The sequence below is a fragment of the Thermoanaerobacterium aotearoense genome, assembly GCF_009905255.1.
Taxonomy (GTDB): Bacteria; Bacillota; Thermoanaerobacteria; order Thermoanaerobacterales; family Thermoanaerobacteraceae; genus Thermoanaerobacterium; species Thermoanaerobacterium aotearoense.
Genome location: NZ_CP047602.1, coordinates 224,168 through 238,646 on the forward strand (window position 1 = coordinate 224,168; position 14,479 = coordinate 238,646).

Annotated in this window: 13 protein-coding genes; all 13 read left to right on the plus strand. The window is 38.5% G+C overall.

Features of this window, described 5'->3' with window-relative positions; all coding sequences use genetic code 11:
* Positions 1 to 9: 9 nt before the first annotated feature.
* The 13 genes from GSH73_RS01085 to prmC all read left to right on the plus strand — a co-directional run bounded on the left by GSH73_RS01085 (position 10) and on the right by prmC (position 14,461).
* Positions 10 to 1,737, plus strand: coding sequence for an efflux RND transporter periplasmic adaptor subunit (locus tag GSH73_RS01085; protein WP_014757285.1), 1,728 nt, complete (start codon positions 10 to 12; stop codon positions 1,735 to 1,737).
* 25 nt (positions 1,738 to 1,762) lie between these two features.
* Complete coding sequence (locus tag GSH73_RS01090; protein WP_014757284.1) at positions 1,763 to 2,440, plus strand: ABC transporter ATP-binding protein; 678 nt, start codon at positions 1,763 to 1,765, stop codon at positions 2,438 to 2,440.
* Between the two features lie 15 nt (positions 2,441 to 2,455).
* Positions 2,456 to 3,628 carry an ABC transporter permease gene (locus GSH73_RS01095; protein ID WP_014757283.1) on the plus strand — a complete coding sequence of 391 codons (1,173 nt, stop codon included), beginning with the start codon at positions 2,456 to 2,458 and terminating at the stop codon, positions 3,626 to 3,628.
* An 80-nt stretch (positions 3,629 to 3,708) separates the two neighbouring features.
* A complete protein-coding gene (locus GSH73_RS01100) occupies positions 3,709 to 5,622 on the plus strand; it encodes an FAD-dependent oxidoreductase (RefSeq protein WP_014757282.1) in 1,914 nt (637 codons plus the stop codon).
* Positions 5,623 to 5,826: 204 nt separating this feature from the next.
* Positions 5,827 to 7,257, plus strand: a complete 1,431-nt coding sequence (locus tag GSH73_RS01105) for an N-acetylmuramoyl-L-alanine amidase (protein ID WP_014757281.1) — start codon at positions 5,827 to 5,829, stop codon at positions 7,255 to 7,257.
* A gap of 187 nt (positions 7,258 to 7,444) precedes the next feature.
* A complete protein-coding gene (locus GSH73_RS01110; RefSeq protein WP_014757280.1) occupies positions 7,445 to 7,798 on the plus strand; it encodes a response regulator in 354 nt (117 codons plus the stop codon).
* A 73-nt stretch (positions 7,799 to 7,871) separates the two neighbouring features.
* Positions 7,872 to 8,723: a class II fructose-1,6-bisphosphate aldolase gene (locus GSH73_RS01115; protein WP_014757279.1), complete on the plus strand. Its 852-nt coding sequence runs from the start codon at positions 7,872 to 7,874 to the stop codon at positions 8,721 to 8,723.
* A 66-nt stretch (positions 8,724 to 8,789) separates the two neighbouring features.
* A complete protein-coding gene (gene fsa, locus GSH73_RS01120; RefSeq protein ID WP_013788937.1) occupies positions 8,790 to 9,437 on the plus strand; it encodes a fructose-6-phosphate aldolase in 648 nt (215 codons plus the stop codon).
* Positions 9,438 to 9,784: 347 nt separating this feature from the next.
* A complete protein-coding gene (gene rho, locus GSH73_RS01125; protein WP_014757278.1) occupies positions 9,785 to 11,641 on the plus strand; it encodes a transcription termination factor Rho in 1,857 nt (618 codons plus the stop codon).
* Positions 11,642 to 11,704: 63 nt separating this feature from the next.
* Positions 11,705 to 11,914 (plus strand): 50S ribosomal protein L31, encoded by a 210-nt coding sequence (rpmE, locus tag GSH73_RS01130; RefSeq protein WP_014757277.1) that lies wholly within the window; start codon positions 11,705 to 11,707, stop codon positions 11,912 to 11,914.
* Positions 11,915 to 12,099: 185 nt separating this feature from the next.
* On the plus strand, positions 12,100 to 12,681 hold the full coding sequence (locus GSH73_RS01135; protein WP_038070151.1) for a thymidine kinase: 582 nt from the start codon (positions 12,100 to 12,102) through the stop codon (positions 12,679 to 12,681).
* 24 nt (positions 12,682 to 12,705) lie between these two features.
* Positions 12,706 to 13,635, plus strand: a complete 930-nt coding sequence (locus GSH73_RS01140; RefSeq protein ID WP_014757275.1) for a DUF1385 domain-containing protein — start codon at positions 12,706 to 12,708, stop codon at positions 13,633 to 13,635.
* Positions 13,622 to 14,461, plus strand: coding sequence for a peptide chain release factor N(5)-glutamine methyltransferase (gene prmC, locus GSH73_RS01145; protein WP_014757274.1), 840 nt, complete (start codon positions 13,622 to 13,624; stop codon positions 14,459 to 14,461). The genes GSH73_RS01140 and prmC overlap by 14 nt, the downstream gene beginning before the upstream one ends.
* Positions 14,462 to 14,479: the final 18 nt, after the last annotated feature.

Here is a 14,479-nt window from a genome sequence, read left to right on the forward strand (position 1 = left end):
GACGGTGTCATGAATAAAAAGGTAATAATTATAACCAGCATTATTTTGGTAGTTGCAGCAGGCGCTACTTACTACTTTACAAAAAGCAAAGCCACGCCTACATCGGCCAGAACTTCCTATGTAGAGGCCACAAAAGGCAACATTTCGATGACGGTTGATGGAACAGGAAACCTTGATACAGACAAGAGAGTGATTACACTGAAAGGAAGTGGGACAGTCAAGAAAGTTTATTTTAAAGTAGGCGATAAAGTAAAAGCAGGCGATCTTCTTTATCAAATACAGGATGATGATCTTAATTCACAGTTAAATGATGCGTTGATTAGTTTGGAAATAGCACAACAGCAGCTTCAAAATGATACAAAATCATACAATGATACGATATCAAAGCAAAACATAGTATCTCCATACTCAGGCATTGTAGACAGCATCGACGTAAAAGTAGGGCAGGTTGTAAATTCTGGCACCACAGTGGCAACTGTCAGCGATTATTCTACTGCTACTATAAAAGTGCCGTTTAACGGTTCTCAGATAGGCAGTATTCATAATGGACAGACAGCAGATGTCTATTTGTACAATTCATTTGCAACAGTAGAAGGGACTGTGACAGATGTTTCAACCCAAGCAATACCTGTCAATGGTGCATCATATTACTATGTCACTGTAACTTTATCAAATGCTGGTGCATTGACGGACGGTGCTTCAGCACAGGTGACGATACATACGAGTAATGGTGATATAAGGGCTATTGAAAATGGCACATTAAGTGTCAAGAACACAAATGTAGTAACATCTCAAATTCAAGGAACGGTTGCATCGATAAATGTGAAGGAAGGGCAGAAGATTAATGCAGGTGCATTGATTGCTACGATAACTACAACAGTAGATGATTCTACTATTAAGAAAGATCAGCTTAATCTGCAACAAGCACAAAATAACTACAATAACATTTTAAGCGAAGTTAACAATTTGAATATTTATGCGCCTATTGACGGAATAATTATCTCACAGAATATAAATGAAGGAGATCAGCTTTCTAACTCAAATTCTTCTGCGTCAACATCTTCAAGCAGTAGCAGTAGTTCTAATACGGCATCTTCAAGTAGTAGCTCTAATTCTAATACTGGCAGCAGCACGTCTATAAGCAATCTTTCATCTGTCTACAACCAAGCCGATACTGCGGTTATAGTAAGCAACAGCGGTTATTCAATAGATGTTCCAATAGATGAAACCGATATAAGCAAAATCAAAATAGGGCAGAAAGCCAATATTACAACAGACGATTTGCAAGGCCAAACATTTGAAGGAACTGTGACGGAAATATCATCGGTGCCTACAATACAAAATAATGTAGCATCTTATGATGTTACTGTATCACTGCCGTATACAGACAAGTTGAAGTTAGGTCAAAGCATGAATGTATCTATTGTAGTGGCACAAAAAGAAAACACATTGTTGCTTCCGATAGAAGCAGTTCAGACAAATGGAAATAGCAAATATGTGATATTGTATGATGAAAGTAATTCAAATAGCAATGGGAAAAATATGAAAAATATAAGGCAAGTAACAACTGGCATATACAATGACAAATATATTGAAATTTTAAGCGGATTGAGTGAAGGAGATAAAGTCGTTGTACCAACAGCGACAAGTACCAGCAGTACAAACTCCAGTAGTAAAAGTAATCAAGGTGGGGGATTTGGAGCTTTAGGTGGAGTAGGAGTGCCTCCTATGCACTAATTTTAAAAGATGGGAGCAATTGACGATGGAAAACAAAAATGTGATCACCATGAAAAACCTGTCAAAGATATACAAGATGGGAGACAACGAAGTAAGAGCTTTAGACAACATAAACTTAACCGTCGACGAAGGAGAATTTGTATCAATAGTAGGACCATCAGGCTCAGGGAAATCCACACTGATGAATATAATAGGGTGTTTAGACGTAATGACAGAAGGAGAATACTACCTAAACGGAAACGACACAAGCAAGCTAAATGAAAACAAACTGGCTGAACTAAGATCCAGCGAAATAGGATTCATATTCCAAAGCTTCAACCTGCTTCAAAAACTTACAGCATTAGAAAATGTAGAACTTCCAATGATATACAAAGGCATACCGGCAAAAGAAAGGTACAATAGAGCAGTAGAGCTCCTTACCATGGTAGGTCTGGAAAAAAGAATACACCATAAACCTACAGAACTATCAGGAGGACAGCAGCAGAGAGTAGCAATAGCAAGAGCCTTAGCCAACAATCCGCATCTTATACTGGCAGACGAACCGACAGGAAACTTAGACTCCCAAAGCGGCAAAGAAGTCATGAAAATAATAAAAGAATTAAACGAAAGAGGCAACACCATAATACTCATAACCCACGACATAAACGTAGCAAACCAAGCAAAAAGGACTGTAAAAATAATGGACGGCAAAATATATGAATAAAAGGAAGTGCGTAGAATGGCATTGATGCAGGCAATAAAAATGTCCTTAAAAAGCATAATAGACAACAAACTAAGATCATTTCTAACCATGCTTGGAATAGTAATAGGCGTAATGTCAGTAATAGGACTGGTAAGCTTAGGACAAGGAGCCACAGAAGGAGTAACATCGCAGATAAAAAGCATGGGTTCAAACCTAATAATGGTATCAATAATGGGCAGGGGTATGGACACATCCCTGTCCTACAGCCAAGCCATGTCAATAGGAGACTCACCGTACATATCGCAAATATCCCCAATAATGAGTGCCAACGCATATGCCAAGTACGGTGACCAATCATACGAAGAAAACATAAGCGGAGTAAACGAAAACTATGCCACACTGAGAAATTTAAAATTAAGAGAAGGTAGGTTCATACTATCAATAGACAATGACATGAGGCAAAAAGTAGCGGTAATAGGCAGTAACGTAGCCAGCGATTTGTTTGGATTCACAGATCCCTTAGGCAAAACAATACAACTGGATGGAAACAACTTCACAGTAGTAGGAGTATTAGCATCAGGAGGCTCATCAATATCAAACTCCTATGACGACTCGATATTCATCCCAATAAAGACGATGTTCGTATTCCAGAGAAACAGAGGAATAACTCAGATATACCTAAGCGCATCATCAGAACAATACGTAAACATAGCACAATACCATGTAGAAAACATGCTAAACACAATATTCAAAGGTGACACAAACGCATATAGAATATTAAACCAATCAGACCTATTATCAACAGTAAACAGCGTCAGCAACACACTGTCCATGATGCTGGGCGGAATAGCAGGCATAGCATTAATAGTAGGCGGCATAGGCATAATGAACATAATGTTAGTATCAGTCACAGAGAGGACGAGAGAAATAGGCATAAGAAAAGCATTAGGAGCTAAGAAAAGGGACATACTACTGCAGTTCATGATAGAATCGCTGACCATAAGCGGAGTAGGAGGGATAGTAGGAGTAATCTTTGGATTTATAGCATCGTATCTGATGGGACATTTCATGAACATGACGGTAAGCCCATCAATAAACACGATATTAATATCATTCTCATTTTCCCTCTTGATAGGCTTATTCTTTGGGATGTATCCTGCAAACAAGGCAGCGGGGCTTAAACCGATTGAGGCTTTACACTATGAATGATTAAGACTGAGAAATTTATATTCAAATATAGACAAATCATGATATAATCAACATATGAGAAATATGTTGAGGTGATTTTTTTGCCTAAGAAGTATTTTATAATCATCATTACGCTTTTCATCGTGTCAGTGTTAATAATAACAGCAGTAGGCGGTTACTTTTACGTAGAAAAGTACAAAAAATCGTCACAGGAGGCTAAAGCTAAAGTCATAGAGGGAAATGCAAATCTTCCTAGCCCTATAAAGCTTAACCTTCCTAAAGACGGAAGCCAGTACGATGTCATAGTGGTAGGAGCAGAGCCGGAAGGCGTTGCTGCTGCAAGGTCCGCAGCAAAAAACGACGCTAAAGTCTTAATCATTGACAAACACGATGGCCCTGGAGGCCTCATGACTTACGGAATGTTAAATACTATAGACATGAGCAAAGGTCCTGACGGCACATTGCTTACGCAAGGCACATTTAAGGAGTTTTTTAAAGGCATAGGCTCAAAAAACTCCTTTGATGTAAAAAAGGCAAAAGAAGTATTCTTGAAGCTTTTAAACCTTCCAAACATCACTCAGTCGTACAACACTGTATTTGAAAAGCCTATAATGGATGGCAACAAGATAATAGGCATAACAGCGTTAAAGGATGGAAAAGAAGTAAACTACTATGGCAAAAGGATAATCGACGCAACACAGGATGCTTCAGTCGCAGCATCTGCAGGTGTGCCGTACACAATCGGCGCAGAAGACATGGGTGTAAAAGGCAAAGTACAGGCATCGACACTTGTATTTAGATTAAAAGGCATAGACTGGAACAACCTAATAAAAATAATAAAATACGAGAAAAAGATACCAGCAACGTATATAAACGATACATCCGCAAACGGATTTCTATCAATCACAAAAAACTACAAGCCTTCAACGCCTATGCTTAGGTTAAGAGGGCTTAACCTTGGCAGGCAAGATGATGGCACAGTATTAGTAAACGCCCTTTTGATATACGGCGTAGACGGACTTGACCAATCATCAATAGAAAAAGGAATGGAACTGGCAAAAAAAGAACTTCCAAGGATAGTGCAGTTTTTTAGAGAAAACATCCCTGGTTTTGAGAAAGTGCAGCTTGACGGCACAGCAGACGAACTGTATATAAGAGAGACGAGGCATATAAAAGGATACTACACACTTGACATAAACGATGTGGTATTCAATAGAGATTTCTACGACAGGATAGCAATAGGCTCATATCCAGTAGACATACAAGCCACATCACCGGAAGACACAGGATATGTGTATGGAAAGCCTGTAGAGTATGCCGTGCCATTTAGGTGCATAGTGCCTGAGAAAGTAGAGAACCTGCTTGTAGTAGGGCGATCAGCCTCCTACAGCCACTTAGCAGCAGGGTCAGCCAGAACGATACCGATAGGCATGGCAGAAGGAGATGCGGCAGGTGTAGCGTCAGCGTACTCCATAGCCAAAGACAAATCATTTGCTGACATCGCAAAAAGCGAAGAAGATATAAAAAACATACAGTCCATATTAGTAAGCCAAGGAGCGTACCTTAAGCCGTTTAAAGTAGAAGAAGCTGTAGAAAAAAGTTGGGCATTTGACGGTCTAAAGTTTGTCCTCCATTGGGGTCTTGTAGTGCCTGGATATACAAATGATTTTAAGCTTAGTGAAAACATAAAAAGCATATCGTTTTATTATATGACGTACAAAATGATAGAAAGGTCTATGCCATCTAAGCAACAGCTATTAAGCGAAGGTAGTCAGTATTTGCAAAAATACATTGTAGACAAGCCTCTTACAAAGGAAGAAGCTGCGGATATACTTTTGACATACGCTGGATATAGAAATGAGGCTGATGGCAATAGTGGAGATCTTTTTAAATTGGCTTATGAGAAAGGGCTTGTATCTAAAGAAGCGTATATGGACGTTTTGAAAAGTGGATACGTTAAATGGCAGGATGCCTATGACATGACATTGACATTGTATAAATATCTGAACAAATAAGTCGAAAAATACCTGGAGACAGGTATTTTTTATAATATGGCGGCGAAATGAGCCTATTAATGGCATGCGGGAAATCAAGAAATTCTGGTTATCCATAAGAAGTTAATAAATTGTAATGTGTCTGTAACTTATCTGTAATAAAAATAGGCTATCATGTAAATATGTTTATAAATAATAGAATTTTTGTCGAAAGGGGGTAGAGAATTGAGAAAAGCCATCGCGATCCTATCTATTTTGCTTTTTATTTTTATACTTCATTCTACTTCGTACGCATTAAGCGGGAATATCGTTGTAGACGGCAAAGTTGTAAATTACAACGTGCCTGATGTCACCATAACTGTAGATAGGAATCCATTTAATACAGGCAGCAATCCGCCGCTTATATTGGACGGAAACACCATAGTGCCATTAAGGTCGATTGCACAAGGATTAGGAGCCAGTGTAGACTGGGATGGGACTACTCAGACGATAACTATAGTAAAGGGAAAAGTCTTCAAATTTTTCATAGGCAAAAATTACGCCACTGTCGACGGAAATCAAGTACAGCTTCCAGCGCCTGCAAGACTCATAAACTACAATACATCTTACGTTCCTATGAGATTTTTGTTTGAAAGCTTAGGGTATGATGTGAAGTGGATAGGTGATAAGTATTTAATACAGGTCACATCAAAAACACCAGATCCTTCTGCGTCAAACAATGTAAACATCACAAGTTTTAGTTCAACTTATGCAAATGGCGTTTACACAGTGACTTTAAAAGCAGACGGTCCATTGGTGTACCAAAAAGGGATTCTGACTGACAGCTCTGGCGTAAGGGTGTACTTTGATTTTGATAATGCCATAAATGCGGTCACTAATAAGCAGATCTCCATAAATCAAGGTGGACTTAACATGGCTTATATTGGACAGAACCAACTTCAGCCTGCCATAACAAGGCTTGTTGTAAGTATGTCTTCAAGTCTTCCATATACGATAACACAATCACAGGACAAAAAGGAATTTGACATTTCATTTAATATTGGCAGTCCCAGACAGACTTCCAATAACGGTCCGCTTATATATATAGATCCGGGACATGGAGGCTCTGATCCAGGGGCAATAGGAGTTGGAGGTATACACGAAGCAGATATAGCATTGGCAATCGGGCTTAAGCTAAAGACACTTCTTGACAACGGCGGATTTCGTACCATGATGTCCCGCACCACAGATACATATGTAGGACTTTATGATAGACCTGATCAGGCAAATAGTGCAGGTGCAGATGCGTTTGTAAGCATTCACTGCGATGCTTTTGACTCACCATCTGCAAATGGGACGACAGTTCTTTACTATCCAAATGGATACAATGGCGACACGAGGGATGACAAGACGTTTGCGCAAATAATACACGACAACTTGATGCAGGAAATAAACACGACGGATAGAGGTTTATCAGAGAGGCCTAATTTGGTGGTATTAAACCAGACGAAGATGGTTGCTGTCTTGGTGGAGACGGGATTTGTTACAAGTCCTACGGATGCTCAGCTTCTCACAGATGATAATTTTCAGTGGAAAGTGGCGCAAGGCATATACAATGGCATAGTACAGTATTTCAACGAATTAAAGAGTGGAACTATCAAATCTACTATTTCATAATATATAAAGACCATCGTTTAGAAGGGCGGAGAAACATCCGCTCTTTTTTTAAAAAAATTTTTTTAGATTAGAGGAATATTAAAATTTTTGTAGAATATATATATTTGTGTGTGCGTTGGTAGAAAAACGTTTGAATTTGTTGAAAAATTAATTTATGAGGAAGCCAGCAGTAGGGAGGTTTTTGTAGTTGGGGAGGATTTTTATTGTAGATGATAACAAAGGTGTCTGTTCTCTCTTAAAAGAACTTTTTACGATGGAGGGACACCTTGCAAAAACATGCAGTGAAATTGAAAAAGTGCACGAAAAGTTGGAAAGCTTTAAGCCTGATGTGAGCATTTTTGACATACATATAGGGAAATGTGATGTTTTGGAGTTTACAAAGACTTTGAAGATGCGACATCCAGACATGGAAATCATTTTCATGTCTGCTGATGATCCTGATGAATGCTTTAAAGGGCAGAGATTTATAAAAAAACCTTTCGATATTTTCAAAGTCAAGGAATACGTAAATAAAATTTTACTGGAAAGAGTAGCAGTGTAAAGGTGCCGCATAGGCACCTTTTTTCTTGATTTATACACGTCAATTGGGTAAAATATATTAAGGAGGTGTTATGATGTTAGTAACAGGTATAGAATTATTAAAAAAAGCCAATGAAGAAGGCTATGCAGTAGGTGCTTTTAATACGAGCAATCTTGAGATAACACAAGCCATTGTTGAGGCTGCAGAAGAAATGAGATCTCCTGCCATAATCCAGGTTAGTGAAGGCGGTTTAAAATATGCTGGCATAGAGACAATTTCTGCAATCGTAAGAACATTGGCAACTAAAGCATCAGTTCCCATCGCATTACACTTAGATCACGGTACAGATTTCAACAATGTCATGAAATGTCTTAGAAATGGTTGGACTTCCGTAATGATGGACGCATCAAAGTTACCCCTCGAGAAAAACATTGAAGTGACAAAAAACGTTGTAACTATTGCACACGGCATGGGTGTATCTGTAGAGGCAGAGATAGGCAAAATTGGCGGTACAGAAGACAATGTAACTGTTGATGAAAGGGAAGCATCTATGACAGATCCTGATGAAGCTTTTAAGTTTGCAAAAGAGACAGGTGTTGACTACTTGGCAATATCCATCGGTACTGCACACGGCCCATATAAAGGTGAGCCTAAACTCGATTTTGACAGGCTTGTAAAGATTAAAGAGATGCTTAAGATGCCTATAGTTCTCCACGGTGCATCAGGAGTTCCAGAAGCTGATATAAGGAAGGCAGTAAGCTTAGGTGTAAATAAGATAAATATCGATACTGACATAAGACAAGCTTTTGCTGCAAGGCTTAGAGAGCTATTGAAAAACGATGAGGAAGTGTACGATCCAAGGAAGATTTTAGGTCCATGCAAAGAAGCTATGAAGGAAGTAATAAAGAATAAGATGAGGATGTTTGGCTCAGAAGGAAGAGCTTAAGTTTTAGATTCATAAGGGACGGTTTTCGCCCCTATGGGATAAATTTGTTTTAAAGGAGTGTGCAATATGAAGTTTTTTATTGATACTGCCAATGTCGATGAGATAAGGGAAGCAAATGAGCTTGGCGTAATATGCGGTGTTACCACGAATCCTTCTCTTATAGCTAAAGAAGGCAGAGACTTCATAGAGGTAGTAAAAGAGATAACTACGATTGTCGACGGTCCTATTAGCGCAGAAGTCGTATCAGAAGATCACGACGGCATGGTGAAAGAAGCATTAGAGCTTGCTAAGATTCACAAAAATATCGTCATAAAGATACCTATGACGGCAGAAGGTTTAAAGGCAGTTAAAATACTTACTGAAAAAGGCGTAAAGACGAATGTCACACTGGTTTTTTCAGCGACACAGGCACTTCTCGCAGCAAGAGCAGGCGCTACATACGTAAGTCCTTTTGTAGGCAGGCTTGACGATATTTCCACAGACGGATTACAGTTGGTGTCTGACATCGTCCAGATATTTGACATATATGGAATTGAGACAGAAGTTATAGCGGCAAGCATAAGACATCCAATGCACGTGTTAGAAGCGGCTAAAGTGGGAGCACATATAGCTACAGTGCCGTACAAAGTGATCATGCAAATGATAAAACATCCATTGACAGATATAGGCATTGAAAGATTCTTAAAAGATTGGGAGACAGTTCCTAAGAAATGATTTTAAGTCAGGGGATATTTCCTCTGACTTTTTTAATATTATTTTAAGAAAAAATTACATAAGCTGAATATTTTTATAAAATGTGTCGATAATATTAACAGGATGTTAAAAAATTATTAAAATTATGCTGCGTTACTTGACTTTTTTAAAAGGTATAATAAAATATAAATAGTGTATAACGTTTGAGGGCTCAAGAATACATCATTGCCTATTTGCAAATATTATAACCGTGTATTCTAAGACCAATCTAAAACAATTCTTTTTTTATTAAAAATATTATTTATAAATTTTTTAATAAAATCCCATTTACAATTTAAATAATAATTTTGTTCAGGAGGTGCCTTTTTTTGGATTTTAATGATTTAGAAGGGAAATCCCTTGCAGAACTTAGGGACATAGCCAAAAGATATGGCGTAAAAAGCATTACGAAGTACAGAAAACAACAGCTAAAAGAGCTTATCGTAGAGAAGTCAAAACAGATTGAGCTTAAGGAGATGACGGATAAAGAGGCAAAAGACCTACAGAATCTGCCATCAGAAGAAATTCATGATGAAGAAGCAATATTAGAAAGACAAGAAGATGAAAAGGATTCTGAAAAAGGTGTGGAAGAAAAAGCATCTGATACTGAAAAAATCATAGAAACGGTGCCAGATGTAAATGACGAAAAGGCAAAAGATGCAGAATCCATTAAAGACGATAAAAGTGAAAGCAGTGAAGAAAAAAAGACAATAGGGAAAATAAGCATACCAGTTGAAGAGCTTGAAAAATCAGATGCAGATTATGAAGAGCTTAGAAGAAAGCTAAGGATGCGTCTAAGAAGCAAAGAAAATATCACTGAAAATGTGGAGGAAGCCAAAAAGGATATAGATGAAGCAATAAAGGTTAAGCATGAAGACGAAGCTTATGAAGACGAAGAAGATGTCAAGGAAGACGTATCTTTAGATGTGACAGAGGAAAAGAAAGAGGAAGAAAAGACCGAAGAAAAGGAAAAAGAGCCGAGGAAGAATAACAGCATATTTATAAAAGAAGGGCTTCCACTTATAAGTGATGTATCTGAACCGTTGAAAGAGCTTATAGAGACGCAGGGGGACGTGGTTGCAGAAGGCGTCCTTGACATAATGCCTGATGGATATGGATTTTTAAGAGTTGAAAATTTTATACAAGGCAATAAAGATATTTATATATCCCAGTCGCAGATTAGAAGATTTGGGCTTAAAGTTGGTGATAAAGTAAAAGGCATCACCAGGATTCCGAGAGAAGGAGAAAAATATTCTGCAATTCTTTATGTAGAGTCTATAAACGGTGAAAGTCCAGATCTTGCTAAGAAAAGAGTTCCATTTGACGAGCTTACACCTATTTTCCCAGATGAAAAATTGAGACTTGAAACGATTCCAACAGAGCTTGCTATGAGGCTTGTGGATATAATAGCGCCTATTGGAAAAGGCCAAAGGGGAATGATCGTGGCTCCGCCGAAAGCTGGCAAGACCACCCTTTTAAAGAAGATAGCCAATAGCATTTCTATAAATCATCCTGAAGTTCACCTTATTGTGCTTCTCATCGATGAAAGACCTGAAGAAGTCACAGACATGAAAAGGTCTATAAAAGGCGAAGTTGTCTACTCCACTTTTGATGAACTTCCAGAGCATCACACAAAAGTGGCAGAGATGGTATTGGAATACGCAAAAAGATTGGTAGAATATGGAAAAGATGTCGTCATTCTGATGGACAGCATAACAAGGCTTGCAAGGGCGTATAATCTTGTGACGCCACCATCTGGCAGGACTCTATCTGGTGGTCTTGATCCGTCAGCACTTCATCCGCCTAAGAGATTTTTTGGCGCCGCCAGAAATATTGAGGAGGGCGGAAGTTTGACAATCTTAGCTACAGCTTTAATCGAGACTGGAAGCCGTATGGATGATGTCATATTTGAAGAATTTAAGGGAACTGGCAACATGGAGCTGCACCTTGACAGGAAACTGCAAGAAAGGCGTATATTCCCTGCAATTGATATATACAAATCAGGTACAAGGAAGGAAGAATTGCTGCTTTCACAAAAAGAGCTGGAAGCTATGTGGATGATAAGAAAAGCCATGAGCAGCATTGCGCCTAATGAAGTCACTGAGGTGTTGATAGATAGGCTTATGAGGACAAGGACTAATGCAGAGTTCATAGAGGCCATAAGATCCCAGCTTTATAAATCTTGATATTATATATTATGTATGATATAATCATTTAAGTGTAATTTCGGTTTGAAAGAGGTGAAGGCGATGAAAGAAGGAATACATCCAACTTATTATCACGATGCAGTTGTAAGGTGTGCATGTGGAAATACATTTGTGACAGGCTCTACAAAGAAAGAACTTAGAGTTGAAATATGCTCAAAGTGCCATCCACTTTTTACTGGTCAGCAGAAGTTGATTGATACAGGTGGAAGGGTAGAAAGGTTTAAGAAAAAATACAATATGGATGCAAAATAATGAAGTGGTTAGAGTTGTTGCTCTAACCTTTTATTGTATGAAGCATGGGTAAATACTAAAATTCTAAATTTAAATTCATAATATGAAAAATTTATCAATGCTCACAAATTTCGCTTATGATAAATTTTTCTATATTTTATCAATAAACTTTTTGTGGTTTTAAACTATTTTCTAAGAGGTGGATTATGATGTATGGGCCTAAAGACCACGGGTACATAGAAGTTGTAACTGGTCCCATGTTCAGTGGAAAAAGTGAGGAACTTATAAGAAGGATAAAGAGAGCTAAGATTGCCAGGCAAAAAGTTCAGGTTTTCAAACCGGCTATAGACGATAGGTATTCCATAGACAAAGTCGTATCTCATAACGGCGACAACATGCACGCCATTGCCATAGTAAAGGCTTCTGACATATTGGCTTATGCTGAAGAAGATACGGATGTATTTGCTATAGATGAAGTTCAATTTTTTGATTCTGAAATAGTCGACATCGTAAAAGAGATTGCCGATAGCGGGAAAAGAGTCATATGTGCAGGGCTTGACATGGACTTTAGAGGTGAACCATTTGGTCCGACTCCAGAATTGATGGCCATAGCTGAATTTGTCGATAAGCTTACTGCTATATGCATGAAGTGTGGCAATCCTGCTACTCGCACGCAAAGGCTTATAAATGGGAAGCCTGCCAATTACGACGATCCCATTATAATGGTTGGAGCAAAGGAGTCTTATGAAGCAAGGTGTAGAAAGTGCCATGAAGTCCCGCGGACTTAAGCGGATTTTTAAGGAGGTGCAGCAATGAAGAAGACAGACATAGGCGGACAAGCGGTAATAGAAGGCGTAATGATGAGAGGGCACAACAGCATAGCTACTGCTGTAAGGTGTGGAAATGACATAGTTGTAAAAAAAGACATGGTAAAGCCTTTGACCAGAAGGTATAAGATATTGTCGCTTCCATTTATAAGAGGAACAGTTGCACTTATAGATTCTTTGATAATTGGAATCAAGACATTAAGCTATTCTGCTGAATTGATAGAAGGTGAAAGTGAAGATGAGGAGCCTTCTAAGTTTGAGCTTTTTTTGAAGAAGGTCTTTGGTGACAAACTGGATGATGCCATAATGTACCTTTCTGTGGCTCTATCATTGGCTATATCCATAATCATATTTTTCATAGGGCCAACTTATGTGGCAGGCTTTTTAAAGAGGTACACTGAAAATACGTTTCTCATAAACCTTTTTGAAGGTGTACTTAGGGTCGCGATATTTATTGCGTATCTTGCGCTCATATCCAGGATGGAAGACATAAAGAGGGTTTTCCAATACCACGGTGCCGAACATAAGACGATTCACTGCTTCGAACATGAAGAAGAGCTTACCGTTGAAAATGCCAGAAAGTATACGACGCTTCATCCAAGGTGCGGCACAAACTTCTTGTTTATAGTCATGATTGTATCAATTATCGTATTTTCGTTTTTAAGATGGCCATCATTATACGTAAGGATAATATCCAGAATACTGCTTTTGCCTGTCGTCGCAGGCATATCGTATGAAGTGATAAAGATAGCAGGCCATAGCGACAATAAAGTCATAGCTGCATTTGTTTACCCTGGGCTCATGCTTCAGAAGCTTACTACAAAAGAGCCTGATGACAGCCAGTTGGAGGTAGCCATAGCATCTTTGAAAAGCGTCTTGGAAGACGAGGGAGGAAAAGCTTTTGAAGATATTTGACGCTTTAAACTTTGGGATACAGTACCTTAAAAGTCATGTTTCAGAGCCGCGGCTTGAAGCGGAAGGGCTTTTATCTTTTGCATTAGGTGTGGAAAGGGAATATATCATTGTAAATAGGGATAAAGAGATAAGCGAAGATATTTTTGAAAGATACAAAGGTTTATTGGATTTACGCATAAGTGGCATGCCTTATCAATATATAGTTGGAAAAAAGCATTTTATGGGACTTATATTTAAAGTAAGTCCTAAAGTTTTAATACCGAGGAACGACACCGAGATATTGGTAGAGGAAGTCTTAAAGAGGCTTAAGAAAAGCGATGTGGTATTGGATATAGGCACCGGAAGCGGTGCTATTGCCGTAAGCATAGCGAAATACAAAGATGTGAAAGTATACGCTTTAGATATAAGCGACGATGCTTTATCTGTGGCGAGAGATAATGCTTATGAGAACGGTGTCTTAGACAAGATCGTCTTTTTAAAAAGCGATTTATTTTCTTCGGTGCCGAAAGATGTGAAGTTTGATGTGATTGTGTCTAATCCGCCGTATATTAGAAGCGGTGATATAGACAAATTGCAGGAGGAAGTTAAAAAAGAGCCTAAGATAGCTCTTGACGGTGGAGAAGACGGCCTTTTATTTTACAGAAATATAGTCAGAGATTCTAAAGGATATATTAAAAGGGGCGGTATAATAGCGTTTGAAGTAGGATATGATGAGGCGTTTGATGTATCACAGATACTTTTAGATGGTGGATATGGCGATATAGAAATCGTGAAAGATCTTCAAGGTATAGACAGGGTAGTCTTAGGGAAATGGCTTGGCCCTTGATACTTTTAAAAATGTTAT